This is a genomic window from uncultured Microbacterium sp., assembly GCF_900078385.1.
Lineage (GTDB): Bacteria > Actinomycetota > Actinomycetes > Actinomycetales > Microbacteriaceae > Microbacterium.
Genome location: NZ_FLQR01000001.1, coordinates 329,481 through 349,313, shown reverse-complemented (window position 1 = coordinate 349,313; position 19,833 = coordinate 329,481). Strand labels below are relative to the sequence as shown.

Annotated in this window: 21 protein-coding genes; 5 read left to right on the top strand and 16 right to left on the bottom strand. The window is 68.6% G+C overall.

Annotated features, from left to right (window positions below):
* Positions 1-366: 366 nt before the first annotated feature.
* The 7 genes from QZL85_RS01685 to QZL85_RS01655 all read right to left on the bottom strand — a co-directional run bounded on the left by QZL85_RS01685 (position 367) and on the right by QZL85_RS01655 (position 5,302).
* Entirely contained in the window at positions 367-684 is a 318-nt protein-coding gene (locus QZL85_RS01685) for a hypothetical protein (protein WP_295572823.1), read from the bottom strand.
* A gap of 35 nt (positions 685-719) precedes the next feature.
* Positions 720-1,721: a trypsin-like serine protease gene (locus tag QZL85_RS01680; protein ID WP_295572820.1), complete on the bottom strand. Its 1,002-nt coding sequence runs from the start codon at positions 1,719-1,721 to the stop codon at positions 720-722.
* Complete coding sequence (locus QZL85_RS01675; protein ID WP_295572818.1) at positions 1,700-1,957, bottom strand: hypothetical protein; 258 nt, start codon at positions 1,955-1,957, stop codon at positions 1,700-1,702. Before QZL85_RS01675 ends, QZL85_RS01680 begins: the two co-directional genes overlap by 22 nt.
* A 466-nt stretch (positions 1,958-2,423) precedes the next feature.
* Complete coding sequence (locus QZL85_RS01670; protein ID WP_295572816.1) at positions 2,424-2,702, bottom strand: hypothetical protein; 279 nt, start codon at positions 2,700-2,702, stop codon at positions 2,424-2,426.
* A 326-nt stretch (positions 2,703-3,028) separates the two neighbouring features.
* Entirely contained in the window at positions 3,029-3,412 is a 384-nt protein-coding gene (locus tag QZL85_RS01665) for a hypothetical protein (RefSeq protein WP_295572813.1), read from the bottom strand.
* Between the two features lie 52 nt (positions 3,413-3,464).
* Positions 3,465-4,514 carry a S1 family peptidase gene (locus tag QZL85_RS01660; RefSeq protein WP_295572811.1) on the bottom strand — a complete coding sequence of 350 codons (1,050 nt, stop codon included), beginning with the start codon at positions 4,512-4,514 and terminating at the stop codon, positions 3,465-3,467.
* Between the two features lie 251 nt (positions 4,515-4,765).
* Positions 4,766-5,302: a hypothetical protein gene (locus QZL85_RS01655; RefSeq protein ID WP_295572809.1), complete on the bottom strand. Its 537-nt coding sequence runs from the start codon at positions 5,300-5,302 to the stop codon at positions 4,766-4,768.
* Between the two features lie 174 nt (positions 5,303-5,476).
* On the opposite strand from QZL85_RS01655, the gene QZL85_RS01650 reads away from it, so the two are divergent.
* Positions 5,477-6,577 carry a site-specific integrase gene (locus QZL85_RS01650; protein ID WP_295572807.1) on the top strand — a complete coding sequence of 367 codons (1,101 nt, stop codon included), beginning with the start codon at positions 5,477-5,479 and terminating at the stop codon, positions 6,575-6,577.
* A 172-nt stretch (positions 6,578-6,749) separates the two neighbouring features.
* Here QZL85_RS01650 and ychF read toward each other — a convergent pair whose 3' ends face one another.
* The 3 genes from ychF to QZL85_RS01635 are packed head-to-tail and all read right to left on the bottom strand — an operon-like array spanning position 6,750 to position 9,208.
* Positions 6,750-7,823 (bottom strand): redox-regulated ATPase YchF, encoded by a 1,074-nt coding sequence (ychF, locus tag QZL85_RS01645; protein ID WP_295572805.1) that lies wholly within the window; start codon positions 7,821-7,823, stop codon positions 6,750-6,752.
* 11 nt (positions 7,824-7,834) lie between these two features.
* Complete coding sequence (locus QZL85_RS01640) at positions 7,835-8,449, bottom strand: dihydrofolate reductase family protein (protein WP_295572803.1); 615 nt, start codon at positions 8,447-8,449, stop codon at positions 7,835-7,837.
* A 9-nt stretch (positions 8,450-8,458) separates the two neighbouring features.
* Positions 8,459-9,208: a class I SAM-dependent methyltransferase gene (locus QZL85_RS01635; RefSeq protein ID WP_295572800.1), complete on the bottom strand. Its 750-nt coding sequence runs from the start codon at positions 9,206-9,208 to the stop codon at positions 8,459-8,461.
* A gap of 72 nt (positions 9,209-9,280) precedes the next feature.
* Here QZL85_RS01635 and QZL85_RS01630 point away from each other — a divergent pair, with 72 nt between their 5' ends.
* Both QZL85_RS01630 and QZL85_RS01625 read left to right on the top strand, forming a co-directional pair.
* Entirely contained in the window at positions 9,281-9,892 is a 612-nt protein-coding gene (locus QZL85_RS01630) for an exonuclease domain-containing protein (RefSeq protein ID WP_295572797.1), read from the top strand.
* A 43-nt stretch (positions 9,893-9,935) separates the two neighbouring features.
* Positions 9,936-11,234, top strand: coding sequence for a DNA recombination protein RmuC (locus QZL85_RS01625; protein ID WP_295572795.1), 1,299 nt, complete (start codon positions 9,936-9,938; stop codon positions 11,232-11,234).
* Here QZL85_RS01625 and QZL85_RS01620 read toward each other — a convergent pair.
* Both QZL85_RS01620 and glpX read right to left on the bottom strand, forming a co-directional pair.
* Positions 11,209-11,400 carry a UDP-N-acetylmuramyl pentapeptide phosphotransferase gene (locus tag QZL85_RS01620; protein WP_295572793.1) on the bottom strand — a complete coding sequence of 64 codons (192 nt, stop codon included), beginning with the start codon at positions 11,398-11,400 and terminating at the stop codon, positions 11,209-11,211. The two genes, QZL85_RS01625 and QZL85_RS01620, sit on opposite strands and share 26 nt — an antisense overlap.
* 145 nt (positions 11,401-11,545) lie before the next feature.
* Entirely contained in the window at positions 11,546-12,538 is a 993-nt protein-coding gene (gene glpX, locus QZL85_RS01615) for a class II fructose-bisphosphatase (protein ID WP_295572791.1), read from the bottom strand.
* A 197-nt stretch (positions 12,539-12,735) separates the two neighbouring features.
* Between glpX and fbaA the strand changes: the two genes are divergently transcribed.
* The gene (gene fbaA, locus QZL85_RS01610) at positions 12,736-13,767 is read left to right on the top strand and encodes a class II fructose-bisphosphate aldolase (RefSeq protein ID WP_295572788.1); all 1,032 of its coding nucleotides are present in this window, start codon (positions 12,736-12,738) and stop codon (positions 13,765-13,767) included.
* Positions 13,768-13,824: 57 nt separating this feature from the next.
* On the opposite strand, the gene QZL85_RS01605 is transcribed toward fbaA, so the two are convergent.
* The 4 genes from QZL85_RS01605 to QZL85_RS01590 form a co-directional block, all read right to left on the bottom strand.
* A complete protein-coding gene (locus QZL85_RS01605) occupies positions 13,825-14,373 on the bottom strand; it encodes an MOSC domain-containing protein (protein WP_295572786.1) in 549 nt (182 codons plus the stop codon).
* Between the two features lie 4 nt (positions 14,374-14,377).
* A complete protein-coding gene (locus QZL85_RS01600; RefSeq protein WP_295572784.1) occupies positions 14,378-16,720 on the bottom strand; it encodes a peptidoglycan DD-metalloendopeptidase family protein in 2,343 nt (780 codons plus the stop codon).
* A 95-nt stretch (positions 16,721-16,815) separates the two neighbouring features.
* Entirely contained in the window at positions 16,816-17,373 is a 558-nt protein-coding gene (locus QZL85_RS01595) for a DUF6264 family protein (protein ID WP_295572781.1), read from the bottom strand.
* The gene (locus tag QZL85_RS01590) at positions 17,370-18,428 is read right to left on the bottom strand and encodes a 4-hydroxy-3-methylbut-2-enyl diphosphate reductase (protein WP_366208641.1); all 1,059 of its coding nucleotides are present in this window, start codon (positions 18,426-18,428) and stop codon (positions 17,370-17,372) included. The genes QZL85_RS01595 and QZL85_RS01590 overlap by 4 nt, the downstream gene beginning before the upstream one ends.
* Positions 18,429-18,502: 74 nt before the next feature.
* Here QZL85_RS01590 and xseA point away from each other — a divergent pair, with 74 nt between their 5' ends.
* Positions 18,503-19,825: an exodeoxyribonuclease VII large subunit gene (gene xseA / locus QZL85_RS01585; RefSeq protein ID WP_295572777.1), complete on the top strand. Its 1,323-nt coding sequence runs from the start codon at positions 18,503-18,505 to the stop codon at positions 19,823-19,825.
* Positions 19,826-19,833: the final 8 nt, after the last annotated feature.

Genomic DNA, 19,833 nt, shown 5'->3' with positions numbered 1-19,833 from the left:
CCGCGCACTGACACCGCCGACGCAGAATGCTGACGTCGTGGCCGTGACACCCGCTCACACGCGTGGGCCGGCGCATTGACGGGTTGCCTCGCGGGAGCCCTCTTCGACGGCGTCGCGCCCGACCCAGCACTTGTGTTCGCGCCCGTCTGCTTCAAAGCGGATCGCGACCGCGTTGATGGTCGACATGCACGCGTCAGCGTCCCACGCGCATCGGTGTCCGCCCCAACCGCACCTACGCCCACACGCGCTCGGGCACGGTGCGTGGTCACGGCGAGCGAGCGGCGTGCCAATCGTGCTTGCTTGACTGGATGCCTCGAATGCGCCACGCAGTCCCGCGCGCCTTCTCTGATGGTGGGCTTGTTGGTGCTATCGGAGAGGCACCGAATCTCCCGCGCTGTTCACGACATCCCGATCGCCTACCGGGTCCTTAAGCTCGATGACAACGGAGTCCTCGACCGCGATCCATGCGCCGTCTTCAGGGCCCTCAAGGCGCACCGCGACGACGATCGTCGTCGCGTCTTCCTTTGCTTCGGTTTGGGCGATGGAATCTTGCTCGTCACGTTCGATCCACACTCGGATCGAAGTCTCTCCTGTTCGCTCGTAGCCCGTGATCTGAGCCTCACGCGTAGTGGCCGAACAGCCGACGAGCAGCGTTGCGCACAGCGTCGCCGCCAGCACGCTCATGTAACGAATGTATTTGCCTGTCATGAAATGAGACCTCAGCCGAGCGCGAGGTTCCCTCCGTAGGCGTAAACGACGTGCCAGATGTCTGTGAACCACGCGTTGCAGTTCGTCGAACTGCTATTGCTCCCCGAGACCACGCCCTTGGCGGCGAGGCGACCGTCAGACCGTACCGTGAAGGCGGGTCCGCCGGAGTCTCCTCCGATGATGCAGCTGCCCGCGCGGGTTGCCCGGAACCCCGACCTGAGAATTTCTCCGTTGCTGTACTCATGTACAACATTGGTCTCCTGTACAACCCAGCCGCAGAGCTCGCCCGATCGGGTTCCGCCCGTACAGAACTGGTCGCCCGCGCGAGGAGACCTTGACCATATCTCTGCGACAGCCGAGCTCGTCGCGGACGTCGTTGAGCCGCGGTAGACGCGTGGCGAGTTCGTCTTGGGCGAGCTGAGACTAATCAGGGCGATGTCGCCACGGTATTGATTGTCGCCTGTCAACCAGGCAGTACCGAAGCCAGGCGCCCAGTTCTCACGGGTACCGCTTGCAGTCGTCCCCATCGCGGAGCCGCCACCGTTCTTTGTGGTTCCACCATTCGGAACGCAGTGTCCTGCAGTGACCATCGTGTAGGTGGATCCGTTACGCCAAGAGAACGCGTCGGAGCAACCATTACCACTGGGGGTTATCGTCCGCGCTCCGCCATAGAACGGCGATGTATCCGCCATCCGATCTGCGGGGTCGCCCGAATCGATCGATGGATCGACGACCAGTCGGACTGCCGAATCGAGCTCGCCGGAGGCCCGCGCTCGTGCGGCGGACGGGTTGTCGGCCGCCACGGCAACGACACCGTTTGACCGATCATCGACGTACGTCTCCACGACGCCGGGCAGACCGATCGCGTCATTTGCAAGCCGATCCAGCGAATCGCGATTGTGGACGACGACGCGGTATTCGACGGTTGAACCGGCGTCGGGGAGCCCCGCATCGGCGAGTGCGAGGTCCGCAACTCCGCGCGCTTCCATATTCAAGATATCCACGACAACCACTGAGCGATCGTGATCGAACCAAACACCCCCAAAGACGTCACGATGATCTTCCGCGGACGGTCGAGGGTGCCGATGAGCGGGTCGTAGCGCGCTGGAATCTCCCGCGGGCTGGTCGCGGCAGTCTCGTCGAGCGGTGCCCCCTCGCTGGTGGCTGGCGCCGCGTGGGCGGCAGAAGTCATCAACGTGAGTAGCCCGCTTGCAACGATCGTCGCTAATACCCGCCTCTTTGCGGCCATCCGACCTCACCTCCCTCGCCGTCGACGCGATCATCCTGACACCGCGACACAGGCTCTGGCAACAAGTGGATCCGACGCAACTTTGAGGTCGGAAGGAAAGGTGCGCCGCACGTGGTGATGGGCGCAAGACGGGTTCGTGTCCACGCGACCCATACCCCGCCCTTCGGCTGACACGAGTTCGACTTGTGTCCCGCCGAGGACGGCTGGCACCTCCTTCACGCGTACGCTTGGCCCGCGGTCCGTCACTCCAGCGCCGAAAGCAAGCTGCCTGCAACCGTCGCGAAGTGCGTCGCGACGAGAACAATGGCAGCAATGGGGATGGTCGCTGCGATACCGCGGACGCGGTGCCAGGCCCAGTTCGCCTTCGACGGGTACCCCCTGTCGGCGAGCACCCGGTCGGGGCGGGTGCGGGATCGGCCCTTCCCGGTGCGGGGGATGCGGATGTGCGCCCAAGAGTTGGCGCCCGCTATTTCGCGATGACGTAGACGTTCTTTGACAGCCGGAGATGGACAACTTCTGGCGCTTCACCGCTGTTGGGCACGAGCAGATAGTGCACGGCGCTATCCTCCGACAATCTGATCTCGCGACCAAAGAAGTCGCAGGCCGCTTGGGAATCACCATCACCCGGGGCAATCACCAGACAAACGTGGTCTTCGGACGCGCCGAGTGTAATCCATACCTTGGTGCCTTCATACTCGCCGACGAGTCGTGCCGATTCAGGGTTGACAGTGGCATCATGCGCCATCGAATCAGGGAGCTGATCAGACGGTTGCGTATCACGCTCCAAGTCGTCGTATGGCGTTGTCGGCGTCGTGCAACCAGCGAGCGCGACGGAACTCGCTGCGATGACAATTGCGACACCCAACGATCGAGTAGCACGGACGACCGCTTCCGCGCCGACTGAATGCCCGAACCGGTGGGGAGGCAACACCGAACCCCCGGTGTGCTGGCAACCTGTCACGCTACTGTTCCCCTTCAAGGATTGAGCTCGCATTCATGCGTTGAATCGCGATGCTCTCGACCATCGCAGCAGACTCTTCGCTGTGAGAGCGGATGAACTCACGTTTAGAGCTAGCCGGTCGCTTCGAAGAACGAGAGGGCGTGGTAGCGATTGCTCGCTTCCGAGCATTCCGGGAGACTCGGGGTCTCCCAAGATCCATCAGCGGAGGCTGGAAGCTCTACGCTCAACGTCTCCCCGAAGGCGTGAAGGGTGCCGCCCTCGGTCGATAGTCCCTCCCTCGAGACGGAAGTGCCGTCCGCGAGAGCAAGGATTCCCGGAACGGGTTCGTTCGGGAGTTGCACGTAAACGCAGTCTCCTTCTCCGACGTACACAACAGCCTCGAACAGCGATGCCGGCGAAACCATCTCGCCGTGGACGCGCAGGTAGGTGAGGCCCTCTGCATGCTCGACGGCGGGATTGCTCTGACAGCCCGCCAATGTGACGAGAGCTGTCACCGCTGTCGCCACCTTCATCGCGCGTCGGCGTCTGACTCTGCGTGACATCGGATCAGCCCGTCACTACTGTCACGCCGAGACCTGACAGCCGGCTGATCTGGGTGAAGAAGGACGTCTGTCCCGGGGAGTGGCCGGATGTTATGCCCAGAGCGCGCCCGCCATTGAATGCCGGTCCTCCGGAGTCCCCGGGGTCGACGATGTCGCTCATGGTCCGGAAGATCCCACAGAACTGCGGCCACTCGGCGTACTTTACGCAAAGACCGGTTGCCTCTACGACCGAGCAGGTGTTGTTGGTTGTCGTGCCGAACTTGCAGACGTAGCCGCCGAAGGCCGGATCGCCATACGAAGTCGCACTCGTCCACAAGCCGAGGTCGCGGCGAAAACCCGGTCCATGCGCCGTGCCAACCAGCGACGTTTTCCGAAGGTCCGAGCTCGAGGTCACGACCGTAGTCCCCGTCGTCGCGGCGTCATAAGTCGCGGGCTTGGTATCACAGTGGCGAGCTGTCACAATGACCCGCTCTGTGCCCTGCTTGGCAATGAATCCCCCAGTGCAGTTGGAGTATTTCATCCCCCCACGGGCCGCAGGTGCCGGCGCGGAGTCGCCTGACTCGCGAATCGTTAGGGAGACGTGGAGGCGCGATGCCAGTGCGCTCTGCTTCATCAGGGTTTCGCTATCGACAATTGGGGAGCCGAACGTTTCGACGAGAACTGTCGTCGTGTTCCAATCGTATGAAGCAACGAAGGCTTTCTGACCGAACTTCGTCAGCTCGGCGGATAAGTCCTCGACCAAGGCGGACTGGGTCGCCTCCCCAATGGCAGCAGCGCCTCGGACCTCCACCTCGCTGTGTGCCACGATCTCCACGACGGCTGGCAACAGCTGATCTTGTACGTAGATCACGCCGCTGCCTTCGCGCCACTCAGCACGTACAACTACGTCGGGGTCGATCGTACGGACCTCGTCCAATACATCGTAAAAAGCATGCTGATCGCCGAAGCGTTGAACAGCTTCATCGAAGGAGATGTCCAGCTCCTTCGCAAGCGTCCTGAGATCGCGTTGTGTGTCTTCGTCCGAACGAACGGCAGTGCCACCTCGCTGAGTCAAGTCCTGTATTTGAGAGGTTCGCTACTGCGGCGGATCCGCCACTCACGCTTGACCCAACCACTAGGCTCACTAGTACGCCGACCAGGGCAATTCTTCGACCAGACATGACCCTCCGTCAGATCTACCGCTCCTGTGGTCGCGAAGCTAACAGGTCCTGTTCCTACCAGTCAATGAAATTGCTATGAGCGAAGCGGTGAGGAGTGGGCGTCTCGCTGAGAGCAGTCTGAGGAGGATGGCCGAAGACGGTCGTGTCAGGGCGAAACGATCGCTACTGAGGGATCAAACCCAGGAAAGCCGGCACAGGACGTGCCGAGCCGGACCGCAGTGATGTTGTCGATCGCAAATGCGCCGGCCGACGACGACTTCCAGGTCTCGAACGCCTCCACCCAGTAGTCCGCGTCGTCGGCCTCCTCGTCGGCGTGGGCCTGCTCGATTGCCTCGTTGTCGGCGCACTCCCACCAGAAGCTGGCCTTCTTGAGCGCAGACCCCGACTCGTAGTAGTCCCACTCGTTCAGGTCCTTGATTGGATACTGCTGCGGGAAGGGCCGAGCACTCGGGACGGGGAGTGGCCATGCCGCGACCGCGCGCGTCCACTCGGCCTGAATGCCCTCGTAATCAACGGCACCATCACCGACGACGTCCGCCACAATCGTCTCGTCGGACTTGGAGAGAACGACGGTCGGGCTCTCGCTCACGACGGCGACGCCAGCCGACGCAGCACACGCAGTGAGCAAAAGTGCGAGAACCGACACTGTGGCCCCCGCAGCAATGCGCATACAGTCGGTCATGCGACGAGCATAGAGCTACCGCCAATTGTGGCGCAGCAGCTCGGCCGGCGATGATCGCCATCGACCAGGTATGTCCCCCGATGCTGGTCGTTGACCCTCGCCGGGGACGAGCGCTAGCGGTACCGCCGGACTGGGCACAGACTGGTCCCAAAGCAGCGACGCACGGGAGGCGGAATGGCGAGCGTGAAGCAACGCGCGGACGGCTCCTGGCGTGCCCGCTACCGTGACGCGGCGGACACGGAGCACGCACGCCACTTCGCGACCCGGCGTGCCGCCCAGGCGTGGCTCGACGAGGTTACGTCGTCGATGGTGACGGGCCGGTGGGTGGATCCGATCGCCAGTTCGATCACCCTCCAGCAGTACTACGACGATTGGTCAACGCGGCAGATCTGGGCCAGCGGCACCGTCACAGCCATGAACCTCGCCATGCGCACCTGCACCTTTGGCGAACTTGAGCTGAATCGGTTGAGCCGGAGTCACATCGAGGGGTGGATCAAGGCGATGTCGGTCCAGGGTCTCGCGCCCGGGACGATAAAGACCCGGGTGAACAATGTTCGCGGCGTGATTCGGGCCGCCGTCCGCGATCGTCGCCTGCCCGAAGATCCGTCGGCGGGAGTCAAGCTGCCGCGCGTTCGCAAGATCGACTCGGCGATGCGCATACCGACGCCGGCTGAGGTCGCCGCACTGCTCGACGCAGCGCCATCCTGGTTCGCGCCCTACATCGCACTGTGCGCCTTCGCGGGCCTTCGCCTCGGCGAGGCATCGGCCTTGCAGTCGGGTGACATTGACTTCCTGCGGCGCAAGATTCACGTGCGCCGCCAGGTGCAGCGCGTGGCAGCGCGTGAGGTCTCGATCACCGCACCCAAGTACGGCTCAGAGCGAGCGATCGATGCCCCCGACGAGTTGCTGGCGATGCTCACTGAGCATCTGCGCACGACAACCCCGCTCGGTGCGGCGCGGTGGCTCTTCGATGGACAGTATGGTGAGCCGCCGCATCAGAACACCGTCGGCTACTGGTGGCGACTCGCCAAGCGCGATGCCAATGTAGAAGGCATCCGACTGCACGACCTCCGCCACTTCTACGCGTCAGGCCTCATCGCGTCTGGACTCGATGTCGTCACCGTTCAGCGCTCGCTCGGCCATGCCCGCGCGACGACGACGCTGAACACGTACAGCCATCTCTGGCCGACCGCGGAAGAGCGCACACGCTCGGCTGCGAGCGAGCTGATGCGAAGCGTCCTCGCCTCATCGCCGGCGACCGCAACCGGCCTCTGAACTGGAAGTCGACGCCACTCCAACTACGCCAGCGGACGAGCCGAGGCGAGTCGCGAGCTCGATCTGGGTCCGAATGCGTCGGATACGCGTAGAAATTCTTGCGGACTTTTCGCGGACTTTTCGCCCGACTTCTGACTAGAAATAGAAGCTGATCAGGTCTTTATCTTCTCATTCACACGTTGAAGCGGAACTCCACCACGTCGCCGTCCTGCATGACGTAGTCCTTGCCCTCGAGGCGGGCCTTGCCCTTCGCGCGCGCTTCGACGACCGAGCCGGTCGCGACGAGGTCCTCGAACGAGATGACCTCGGCCTTGATGAAGCCCTTCTCGAAGTCGGTGTGGATCACACCGGCAGCCTGCGGCGCCTTCCAGCCCTTGCCGATCGTCCACGCGCGCGACTCCTTCGGGCCGGCGGTGAGGTAGGTCTGCAGCCCCAGCGTGTCGAAGCCGATGCGGGCGAGCTGGTCGAGTCCCGACTCCTCCTGACCCGTGGATGCCAGGAGTTCGGCGGCGTCCTCCGGGTCGAGGTCGATGAGCTCGGACTCGATCTTCGCGTCCAGGAACACGGCCTTCGCGGGGGCGACGAGCGCCTCCAGCGCGCCCTTGCGGGCGGGGTCGGTGAGGACGGACTCGTCGACGTTGAAGACGAAGATGAACGGCTTCGCCGTCAGCAGGCCGAGCTCCCGGATGGGCGCGAGGTCCAGCTTCGACGCCGACAGCAGCTCGCCGCGCTGCAGCGCGTCGCGCGCGGCGACGGCGGCCTCGAGCACGGAGGGGTCGAGCTTCTTGCCCTTGACCTCCTTCTCGTACCGCGTGATCGCCTTCTCGAGCGTCTCGAGGTCGGCGAGCTGCAGCTCGGCGTTGATGGTCTCCATGTCGTTCTGCGGGTTCACGGCTCCCTCGACGTGCACGACGTCGTCGTCGGCGAAACCGCGGATGACCTGTGCGATCGCATCCGCTTCCCGGATGTTCGCGAGGAACTTGTTGCCGAGGCCCTCGCCCTCGCTCGCACCGCGCACGATGCCGGCGATGTCGACGAACGAGACGGCGGCCGGCAGGATCCGCTCGCTGCCGAAGATCTCGGCGAGCGTCTCCAGCCGCGGGTCGGGCAGGTTCACGACCCCGATGTTGGGCTCGATCGTCGCGAACGGGTAGTTCGCCGCGAGCACCTGATTCTTGGTCAGGGCGTTGAAGAGCGTCGACTTGCCGACGTTGGGGAGACCGACGATTCCGATGGTAAGAGCCACGGGCATCCAGTCTACGTGGCGGGATCGACCCGCCATCTCATGAGGACGTTCCCCGAGCTCTCCCACACCCGCGTGTCGAGGAGGCGCAGCGCCACGGGCGGCCGCTCGTCGAACAGCGGCACGCCCCCGCCAGCGATGAGCGGGAACGTCACGAGGTGCAGTTCGTCGACGAGTCCCGCCCGCATGAGGTCGTTCCACAGCACGCGACCGAGCAGGATCAGGATGCCGCGCCCCGCGCCGTCCTTCATCCACGCCACCTCGGCCCGGCTGTCCGCGATCCGCACGATGCGGACGTTGCGGTACGGCGCGATGTCGTCGTCCGTGATCGTGTCGGAGACCACGACCTTCTCGACGTTGAGGATCAGGTCCGCGAACTCACGGCGGATCGCCGTCGCCTCCGGGTCCGTCGCGACGCCGGTCCAGTACTCGAGGTTCCCGAGGAAGGAGCGGCGCCCCGCCAGGAGGAGGGTGTCCGACGCGCGCAGGAGCTCGGTCGTGTAGAAGTCGAAACTGTCGGCCCCGTGATAGTCGGGATGCCAGTGCTCGAAGAACGAGATGATGTCGTGCTCGTCGTCCTCGTAGCGGCCGTCGACCGTGGTGAAGTTGCAGACCGTGAGTGTGCGCATCCGCTCAGGCTACGGTCGGACCGCCCGATACGCACGGGTCACGTAGGGCAGGTCGACCACGGCATCCCCGATCGCGCCGATCTCGTCGAACAGCGCGGCGATCTCCTGCTCGATGCGCGCCCGTTCGTCGTCGGCGGCCGTGATGATGTAGCTCCGCGAGCGCACCATGGCCGTCAGCGTCGCGCGGGTCATGGGACGCGACCAGTGCCATTCCTCGGACTCGAGCGCCGCGAAGGGCGCCGCGATGGGCGGGTTGCCCGCCGCGAGCATCTTCTCGGCGTTGCTCCCCCGCATGACGGCGGTGAGCCGCGACACCCACGGCACGCTCTCGTCGCGGATGTTCCAGATGAGCCCCAGCACGCCGCCGGGGCGCAGGACGCGGGCGACCTCGACCGAGGCGGCGATCGGCTCCACCCAGTGCCACGCCTGACCGAGGACGACGGCGTCGGCGGACGCGTCCGGCAGCGGCAGGCGCTCGGCGGTCCCCGTGAAGGTCGGCACGGCGCGCACCGCGTCCCGCAGCGCCGCGAGCATCTCCGGGTCGGGATCGACGGCGACCACCTCGGCCCCGAGTTCGACGAGCGTCCGGGTGAGCTTGCCGGTCCCCGCGCCGACGTCGGCGACCCGTGTCGCACGTCCGTCGCGGCCGGCGGGCGCCAGCAGCCACGCGACGGCGGTGCTGGGATACTCCGGGCGGCCCGCCTCGTATGCTCCCACGGCGCGGCCGAACGAGGTCGACATCTCGCGATCGCTGGTCACGAATCGACCCTACGTCGCGCGCCCTCGGCGCGCCTCCCTGCCACGGCGCCCGGCCGGCATGAGGGTGGGGGCGTGGCATTGGACTTCACCGCGATCGACTTCGAGACGGCGAACTCCTCCAGCGCCTCGGCCTGTGCCGTCGGGCTGGCCCGCGTCCGGGACGGCCGGATCGTCGCGACGGCCGGCTGGCTCATCCAGCCCCCGCCCGGCCACGACCGCTTCTTCGAGCTGAACACCGGCATCCACGGCATCCGCGCGGAGGACGTCGTCGGCGCGAAGACCTGGAGCCAGCAGCTCCCCGACCTCGCCGCGTTCATCGGCGACGACGTGCTGGTGGCCCACAACGCCGGCTTCGACATGGCCGTCCTCCGCCGCGCGTGCGACGCCACCGGCGACACCGTGGCCCCGTACCGCTACGTCTGCAGCCTGCAGGTCAGCCGCAAGAGCTACGACCTGCCGTCCTACCGCCTCCCCCTCGTCGCCTCCGCCGCGGGCTACCTCGACTTCGCGCACCACGACGCGACGGCGGATGCAGCCGCGTGCGCGCACATCATGATCGACGCCGCAGGGCGCGCGGGCGCGCTGGACATCGTCGAGCTCGCGATGCTCCTGGGCCTGCGCGTTCCGCAGATCCCGGTGCCCGCCGAGGCGCCTGCCGCCACCATGGTCGTCGCCGCCGTCTGAGTGTCGCGCGTCCGGTGTCGCACCCCCGCGGCATCCTGACGGTATGGATGCCGTCATGTTCACCGTCGTCGCGATCGCATGCCTGTTCGCCGGGCTGCTCGCGGGCTGGTTCGCCGGCGGCGCGCGCGCCGCGGAGCGGACCGCCGCCGCCCGCGAAGCGCTGACCGCGCGCCTGGCGGCCGCGGAGGCCGCGCGCGAGGCGCTCGCGGCGCAGCTCGACCAGCAGCGCGCCCTGCACCGCGAACTCGGCGCCCAGTCCCGCGCCGATCAGGTGGCGGCGCAGGAGCGGGAGCGCCGCGAACAGCTGGTCCTGCGGGCGCTGGCACCCGTGCAGGAGACCCTGCAGTCCATGCAGCAGAAGGTCGACGAGCTCGAGCGCGAGCGGCAGTCGCAGTACGGCTCGATCGCCGAGCAGCTGCGCCGCGCGCAGCAGTCCGATGAAGCGCTGCGTGCCACGACCGAATCGCTCGCCGGAGCACTGCGCTCGAACTCCGCCCGCGGCGTCTGGGGCGAGACGCAGCTGCGGCGCATCGTCGAGTCGGCGGGCCTCACGCGCTTCGTCGATTTCGAGACCCAGTCGGCGATCAGCTCGGATGCGGGCGCCGGGCGCCCCGACCTCATCGTCCGGCTCCCCGGCGACAAGGCGCTCGCGGTCGACGCGAAGGTGCCGCTGGACGCCTACCTCGAGGCGAGCGCCATCCCGGTGACGGCGCAGGGCGAGGAGGGCGCGCGACGCAAGGCGTTGCTGGAGAAGCACGTGAAGGCCGTCCGTGCGCACGTGGATGCGCTCGCGAAGAAGTCGTACTGGGCGGGGCTGCGCTCGAGCCCCGAGTTCGTCGTCTGCTTCATCCCGAGCGAATCGCTCCTCGCCGCGGCGCTCGAGGAGGATCCGTCGCTGCTGGACTATGCGTTCGGCCGTCGCGTCGCGCTCGCGTCGCCGGTGAACCTCTGGGCGGTGCTGAAGACCGTCGCGTACACCTGGACGCAGCAGGATGTCAGCGACGAGGCCCGCACCCTGTTCGAGCTCGGCAACGAGCTGTACCACCGCCTGGGCGGCTTGGCCGGGCACGCCGAGGATCTCCGCCGTGCGCTGGAGCGCACGGTCGACAGCTACAACCGGCTCGTCGGCTCGCTGGAGACCCGCGTCCTCGTCAGCGCGCGCCGGTTCCCGGGCATCGACGAAACGAAGCTGGATGCTGTGGCGGCGCCGGCGTTCGTGGAGAAGTCGCCGAAGCGCGTGACCGCGCCCGAGCTGACGGCGCCGCTCGTCGCCGACGTCGGCGACCTGCGTGCGCGGATCGAGGGCGAGGAGGGGCTCAGCCGCCCGGGAAGAAGTTCATGAGGCCGACGACGGCGCCCGAGACGAAGACGAACGCACCGACCATCCACCATCCGCTGACCTGGTGACCCTCGGGGGCACGGCGGCGCAACAGGACGTCGGGACGACGCGCCGGGTCGATGGGGACGGTCAACTGCCCGGTCCTCGGACTGCTCGAAGCTGCGGTCATGAAGTCTCCTGATGTGCATGGACGGCGAACATGTCGCCGCTGACACCGTTGCCATTGTGCCAGAGGCACGCCCACTTTCCCTGTGTCGGCACACAGCCAGTCGTCTCGATCCGGTCACGGACCGTTCGAGATCACGAGCCGGGAGCTACAGCCACTTGGACGTCAGGTGCTCCGAGGTGATCCGTCGCATGGTGCCCGAGGCGCCGCGCAGCACGACGCTCTCGGTGAAGAGGTAGTCCGCGCCGGCGCGCCGCACCCCGGCGACGAGTTCGCCGTTCGTGACGCCCGTCGCGACGAAGATCGTGTTGCTGCCCTTGACGAGGTCGTCGGCCTCGTAGACGTGGTCGTCGAGCTTCAGACCGGCATCGATGCCGCGTTGCTTCTCCTCATCGTCCCGCGCCCACAGCCGTCCCTGGATGTGCCCGCCGAGCGCCTTGATGGCGCACGCGGTGACGATGCCCTCGGGGCTGCCGCCGATCCCGACGCACATGTCGGTGCGGGCGTTGAAGCGCGCCGCGTTGATCCCGCCGGCGACGTCGCCGTCGCTCATCAGGCGGGTGCCGGCGCCGGCCTCGCGGATCTCGTCGATGAGCGTCGCGTGCCGCGGGCGATTGAGCACCGACACCACGAGCTCGTCGACGGGCTTGTCGAGCGCCTGCGCGAGCCGGCGGATGTTCTCCCCGATCGGCAGGCGGATGTCGACGACGCCCACGCCTGCCGGGCCGGTCACGAGCTTGTCCATGTAGAACACCGCCGACGCGTCGAGCATCGTCCCGCGGTCGGACACGGCGATGACCGAGAGCGCGTTGTTGCGGCCCTCGGCGGTCAGCGTGGTCCCGTCGATCGGGTCGACGGCGATGTCGCACTGCGGCCCGCGTCCGGTACCGACGTGCTCGCCGTTGAAGAGCATCGGCGCGTTGTCCTTCTCGCCCTCGCCGATCACGATGAGCCCGTCGAAGTTCACGGTGGACAGGAACGCCCGCATCGCGTCGACGGCGGCACCGTCGGCGAGCTCCTTCTTGCCGCGTCCGATGAACGGGACCGAGCGGATCGCCGCGGCCTCCGTGGCCCGGACGAGCTCGAGAGCCAGGTTGCGGTCCGGATGAAGCGGGCTCATGTCTGCAGTCAGGCTCACCATGTCGCCAGCCTACGACCCGCCCCCGGCCCGGACGAGGGCTTCGCCGCCCCGGAGCGCGAAGGATTCGCGATTCTTTCCACAGCGGCAGGAGCGCAGCGCGGGTTTGCACGGCTCCCCCGCTCACCGGGACGACCCCGCTTCGCTAGAGTGACCGTGGCACACCGAACCGCCACGCAACGCCCACTTGAGGAGCTGACATGCCCGTCGCAACCCCCGATCAGTACGCCGAGATGCTGGACCGCGCAAAGGCGGGCGGCTTCGCCTTCCCCGCGATCAACGCCGCGAGCTCGCAGTCGATCAACGCCGTCCTCCAGGGGCTCACCGAGGCCGGATCGGACGGCATCATCCAGGTGACCACGGGTGGCGCGGACTACTTCGCCGGCCACACCGTCAAGGGCCGCGCCCGCGGCGCGATCGCGTTCGCGAAGTTCGCGACCGAGGTCGCCAAGAACTACCCCATCACGGTCGCCCTGCACACCGACCACTGCCCGAAGCCCGCCCTCGAGGACTTCGTCCTGCCGCTGATCGCGGCATCCGAGGAAGAGGTCAAGGCCGGCCGCGAACCGCTCTTCCAGTCGCACATGTGGGACGGCTCGGCCGTGCCGCTCGACGAGAACGTGGCCATCGCGAAGGACCTGCTCCCGCGTCTGAAGGCCATCAACGCCATCCTCGAGGTCGAGATCGGCGTCGTCGGCGGCGAGGAGGACGGTGTCAAGCACGAGGGCTCCAACGACGCGCTCTACACGACGACCGCCGACGTGGCCAAGGCCGTCGAGGCGCTCGGCCTCGGCGACCAGGGCCGCTGGATCGCCGCCCTCACGTTCGGCAACGTGCACGGCGTGTACAAGCCGGGCAACGTCAAGCTCCGCCCGGAGCTGCTCGGCGAGATCCAGGCCGGCATCGCACAGCAGTTCGGCACGGGCGAGAAGCCCCTCGACCTCGTCTTCCACGGCGGCAGCGGCTCGACCTCGGAGGAGATCGCCCTCGCGGTCGCCAACGGCGTCGTGAAGATGAACATCGACACCGACACGCAGTACGCGTTCACGCGCTCGGTCGCCGGCTTCATGTTCCAGAACTACGACGGCGTCCTCAAGGTCGACGGCGAGGTCGGCAACAAGAAGGCCTACGACCCGCGTGCGTGGGGCAAGGTCGCCGAGTCCGCCATGGCCGCCCGCGTTGTCGAGGCGACGCAGCAGCTCGGTTCGGCGGGGCACTCCATCAGCGCCTGATCCGATCCACCTGCGATGCCCCGGCCCGGCGGTCCGGGCATCGTCGTGTGCGGCGCGCTACGGCGCGCGGTAGCCGTCCAGGATGCCGGGCGCGTCCTCCGGCCGGTGCTCCACGATGATCTCGTCGCCCGCCTGGACCATGCCGCCCTTCACGACACGCAGGTAGGGTCCCGGTCGCCGCGCGTCGAAGAAGCGCTTCACCCAGCCGCGCTGCTCCGCTCCGCCCATCCATCGGGCGAAGGTCTGGCACGGGGTGCGCGGCATCGTGACCTCGACGCGAACGATATCGCCGATCCGCCAGATCTCGCCGATGCGGGCGGCGTTCACGTCGATGCCGGCGGTGCGCAGGTTCTCTCCGAAGAAGCCCGGCGGGACGTCGCGGCCGAGTTCCCGCTCCCAGTACTCGGCGTCCTCCTGCGCGTACGCGTACAGCGCCTTGTCCCGTCCCCCATGGTGCTTGCGGTTCGCCTGCACGTCGGTGCGGACGCCGTAGGGCCCGATCCGCACCGCGGTCGCCATGGGGCGCTTGTCGATCGCGGTCACGCCCGCGGTCCCGCTGTCGGGCCGCAGCTGGTGCACGGCGCACACGGCGAGCAGTTGTGCCATGCCGTCAGTATCTCGTCACGCCGAGCACATCGCGCGGGTAGAGCGCGTAGCGGACGCCATCCACGGTCAGAGCGAGGTGCAGGTGCGGTCCCGTCGAGCAGCCCGTCGAGCCGACGGCGCCGATCTTCTGGCCCGCCTTGACGATCTGACCCGACGTCACGGAGAACGAGCTCAGGTGGGAGTAGGTCTGCTTGAAGACCGTGCCGTCGATCACCGTCTCGATGATGACGTCCTTCTGCCTCGTGTTGTTCGGGGCCCAGGCCGGGCAACCCGACGTGATCCACACCTCCCGCGTCGTGACCTTTCCGCCGCGCATGGCGTAGATGGCGGTGCCGGAGGCAGCGGGGAAATCGTCGCCGCTGTGCCCGGCGTACGTCGTCATCGTGGCGGAGGGGCGCAGAGGGTACGCCCAGCCGTTGCGGGCGGGGACACCGGCGGCGGGCGCCGACGCGTCGGAGAAGACGGCGAGCCGCGACTCATCCCAGGCGACGAGGCCGTCGATCTCGGACAGCGTCAGGGTCCCCTCGTCCGTGAGCGTGAGGGCGCTGACCGCACGACCCGCCGTGCCGCTGGTCCAGACGGTCTTCATCTCGCCGTCGTAGAGCGCGAGCGCGCCGCCCTCCTGCAGGGCGAACATCGGCGAGAGCGTTCCGGTGGTCCGCGAGGTGCGCAGCGGCGTCGTCCCGTCGGAGAGCACGACGTTGCCGTCTCCCAGCAGGCCGAAGCGGTATCGGCCGTTCGGCGAGGTGAGGTACACACCCGGGCGCATCGAGGTCCCGGGGCGGAGCGTGTCGCCGATCGCCCACGAGACGGACTTCGCGGTGGCGGTCCGCTTGACGGTGAGATAGCCCGACTTCGTCCCCGTCACGGTCGCGGTGATCGAGCGTCCGGCCGCCCACGGCGGAACCGTGAAGCTCTTGGCGGTCGCGCCCGCGACCGCGTTGCCGTCGACCCGCCACTGCACCTTGAGGGTGACCGGTCCCGGCGTCCACGTGCCGGTCGCGAGCGTCAGGACACGGCCCGCGGCCGGGGTGCCGTTGATGACGGGGGTGGGCGAGGCAGTGAAGGGGAACTTCACGTCCGCCGCCGCGCTCGTCTTGGCGACGGTGGTGTAGCCCGTCTTCCGCCCGGTCACCCGCACGGAGATCTTGTGTGCGGCGTCGGCCTTCACGAGCGTGTAGGTCGAGGCGGTGGCCCCGACGATGGAGGTGCCGTCGCGCAGCCACTGGTACGCGAGGGTGACCGGTGTCGGACCCCAGGTACCGGGCCGCGCCGTGAGCTTGGTTCCGACGGTCGCGATGCCGGCGAAGCTCACGTCGGTGGGCACCGTGAGAACGCGGGGAACCGAGACGGCGACACTCTTTCGGGTGATGGTCGTGTACCCGGTCTTGACGCCCTTCGTGCGGACGGACACCTTCTGCCCGCCGTCGGCCTTGACCAGCGTGTAGGTGCGCGCGGTCGCCCCGGCGATCGCCGCGGACCCGCGGTACCACTGGTAGCTCAGCGTCACGGGCGCCGGGCCCCACGTGCCGGGGACGGCCGTGAGCGTCTTGCCCACCGCGACCGTGCCGGTGATGGTCGGCGAGGGCTTCGACGTGTACGGGCGGCCGATCGTGACGGCGGTGGTCGTCTTCGCGACGGCGCCGTAGCCGGGCTTCGTGCCGGTCACGCGCACCGACACCTTCTGACCGAGATCGGCGGCGACCGGGACGTACGTGGTCTTCGTGGCTCCGGGGATCGCCGCGGTGCCGCGCAGCCACTGATAGGCCAGCGTCACGGGGCTCGGACCCCAGGCGCCGGGCGTGACGGTCAGCGTGGCGCCCATCGACGGCTCGCCGGAGAGCTTCGGCGCGATGGTCGTGAGGGTCGCCGCCGCGATCTTCGCGGTCGCGGCCGACGTCGCGGTGACGCTCGCGTACCCCGAGCGCGTGCCCGTGACGGCCACGGTGACGGTCTTCCCGACGGCGGCCGCCGTCACCACCCAGGTGGCCTTGGTCGCGCCGGCCACGGCGACGCCGTTGACGCGCCACTGGTAGGCGAAGGTCGGGGTCGGTGTCCAGGTGCCGGGCTTGGCGGTGAGCGTCGCGCCGAAGCGGGCGGTCCCGGTGACGGTGGGCGTCCCGGCGACGAGCCGCGCCGGGGTGGGCGTCGGCGTCGGCGTCGGCGTCGGCGTCGGCGTCGGCGTCGGCGTCGGCGTGACGGTCGGCGTCGGCGAGACCGTCACGGTCGGCGTGGGCGTCGGAGTCGTCGCCGCGACGGCGGGGACGACGGCGGAGATCGCGGTGGCCAGCGCCACGCCGAGGGCGCCCACCGTCCAGACGGTGCGGCGGAAGGCGCTGCGGGACACGGGGGTGCCTCCTCGGGGGGGAAGGTGCGCGACCGGGGGGCGACGCGCAGCGTCACGCTAGCACCCGACGCAGCGTCGGGGCAAAGGTCTCGGATCTAGCCTCCGAGGCCGGCGAAGTGCGACGCGATCGCGGGATCGCCCAGCAGCGGCACCGTCAGGACGGCGCTCACCGCCAGGAAGGTGATGATCGCGCCGACGAGCGGGATCCACCAGGTGAGCCGGCGGCGAGCCAGCGAGCGCCACGACAGCAGCGCCGTCACGACCCAGCCGACGACGAAGACGACGGCGCCGATGGCGCCGAACTGGGCGCCCTGAGCCGTGTTCGTGAACGGCTCCTCGACGCCCGCCATCTCCATCCAGGCCTCCGCGAAGCCCGCGAAGTCCAGCAGCTGCGGCACCGCCGTGATCACGGTCACGAGGCCGTATGCGAGAAGGGCGATCGTGATGATGCGGTCCGCCGTGCGCGAGGGGCGCGCGGCGGTCGTGGTCGCGGGCGCGGCGGGCGGGTGCGGGACGTACGGGGCCGGAGCCGCCGGCGGAGTGTGCGGCGACCCGGCGTCGGGCGCCGGCTGGAGGATGCGGGCACGCTGCTCCTCAGGGGTGGCGTACTCGCCGTACTGAGGACGCGGGCGCGACTCCTCCGGCGTGCTCACGCCGAGGCCTCTCCCTCGGGCGACGCCGCGGCACGGCCGCCGAGGGCGCGCTCGTCGCGGCGCCCGGAGGAGTCCTGACGCAGCTCCTTCGGCAGGGAGAACAGCAGGTCCTCCTCCGCGGTGCGCACCTGCTCGACGTCGCGATAGCCGGCCCCGGCGAGCTCGTCGAGCACCTCGCGCACGAGGACCTCGGGAACCGAGGCGCCCGATGTCACCCCGACCGTCTCGACGCCGTCGAGCCAGGACTGCTGGATCTCGTGCGCGTAGTCGACGCGGTACGCCGCGTGCGCGCCGTACTCGAGGGCGACCTCGACGAGCCGGACGCTGTTGGACGAGTTGGCCGAGCCGACGACGATCACGAGATCGGCATCCTTCGCGACCTTCTTGATCGCGACCTGGCGGTTCTGCGTCGCGTAGCAGATGTCGTCCGACGGCGGATCCTGCAGCTGCGGGAAGCGCTCGCGGAGCCGGCGGACCGTCTCCATCGTCTCGTCGACGGAGAGCGTGGTCTGCGAGAGCCACACGACCTTCGACGGATCCTTCACCTCGACGACGTCGGCGTGGTCGGGCGAGTTGACGACCGTGATGTGCTCGGGCGCCTCACCGGCCGTGCCCTCGACCTCTTCGTGGCCCTCGTGCCCGATCAGCAGGATCTCGAAGTCGTCCCGGGCGAAGCGGACGGCCTCGCGGTGCACCTTCGTCACGAGCGGGCAGGTCGCGTCGATGGCCTGGAGTCCGCGGTCGGCGGCCGCCGTCACGACGGCGGGCGACACCCCGTGCGCACTGAAGACGACGTGCGCGCCCGGCGGCACCTCATCCACCTCCTCGACGAAGATGGCGCCCTGCGCCTCGAGCTCCGTCACGACGTGGATGTTGTGGACGATCTGCTTGCGCACGTACACGGGGGCGCCGAAGCGCTCGAGCGCCTTCTCGACGGCGATCACCGCCCGGTCCACGCCCGCGCAGTAGCCGCGCGGTGCGGCGAGCAGGATCTTCTTGTGTCCGTTGACGGGGTTATCCTGGAGCCGCCCGCGCGGCCCCGGGATGCGGGGCAAAGGCAGACGGACGGCGGTTGTGCTCACACGTCGAGTCTACGGATGCCGTCCTGTGCGCGGGCCGAAGGGTGCTCATGACGACGTTCGAGGCTGCCGCCGGGGAGACCCCGCCGCCGGATGCCGTGCACCCGCGCGACTCCTCGCCCCAGACACCCACCTCGATCTCGCGGCTCGGCGAGACCGTCCGCGACTTCGTGCAGCGCTGGGGCGCCGTGTGGGTCGAGGGCGAGATCACGGCGTGGAACAAGCGCGGCGGGCACGTCTTCGGCCGCCTGAAGGACGCGGCGGGAGATGCCTCGATCTCGTTCCGGCTCTGGTCCTCGACGCTGCAGCGCCTCCCCGACGACCTCGCCGTCGGGGACCGGGTCGTCGCGTGCGTCAAGGGCGACTACTACGTCAAGAGCGGGGAGTTCAGCTACACCGTCTCCGCGATGCGGCACACGGGTCTCGGCGATCAGTTGGAGCGGCTGGAGCGGCTGCGCGCGACGCTCCGCGCGGAAGGGCTGTTCGATCCCGCCCGCAAGCGCCCTCTCCCCTTCCTCCCCCACGTCATCGGGCTCATCACGGGTGAGCGCAGCGACGCCGAGAAGGACGTGCACCGCAACGCCGAGCTGCGCTGGCCGCAGGTGCGCTTCCGCACGATCCACGCGGCCGTCCAGGGCGACCGGTGCGTCCCGGAGACGATCGCGGCCCTCGCCGCGCTGGATGCCGACCCCGACGTCGACGTCATCGTCATCGCGCGCGGCGGCGGCGACCCGCAGACGCTCCTCGGGTTCAGCGACGAGCGGCTGCTCCGTGCGGTGGCCGGCGCATCCACCCCCATCGTGTCGGCCATCGGCCACGAGAACGACCACCCCCTCCTCGACGACGTGGCCGACGTCCGCGCCTCGACCCCGACCGACGCCGCGAAGCGCGTCGTGCCGGACGTCTCGGAGCAGCGCGCGCTCGTGCAGCAGCTGCGCAGTCGCGCGCGCACGCGCCTGACGCAGCGCATCTCGCACGACATCGCCCAGCTCAAGCAGTTGCGGTCCCGCCCGGTCCTCCGCGACCCGGAGTCGATGCTGTCCGCCCGCGCGCAGGAGGTGTGGACGCTGCTGAGCCGCGGCCGCGACCAGTCGCGGCGGCGGATGGACGCCGCGACCCGGACCACCGCCGAGCTCCGCGCATCGCTGCGCGCCCTGTCTCCGGGCGCGACCCTCGCCCGCGGCTACGCCATCGCGCACATCGGCGACGGCGTCATCCTGCGCGACGCCGCGCAGGCGCCGGCCGGCGCACCGGTCGTCGTGACGGTCGCGCGCGGGTCGTTCGCCGCGCGATCGGAGGGCGAGGTGGCCGAGTCGGCGGCGCCCGACCTCCTCGACGACGCTGTCGACGAGGCCGCGGCGAGGCCGCTCTAGGATGGATG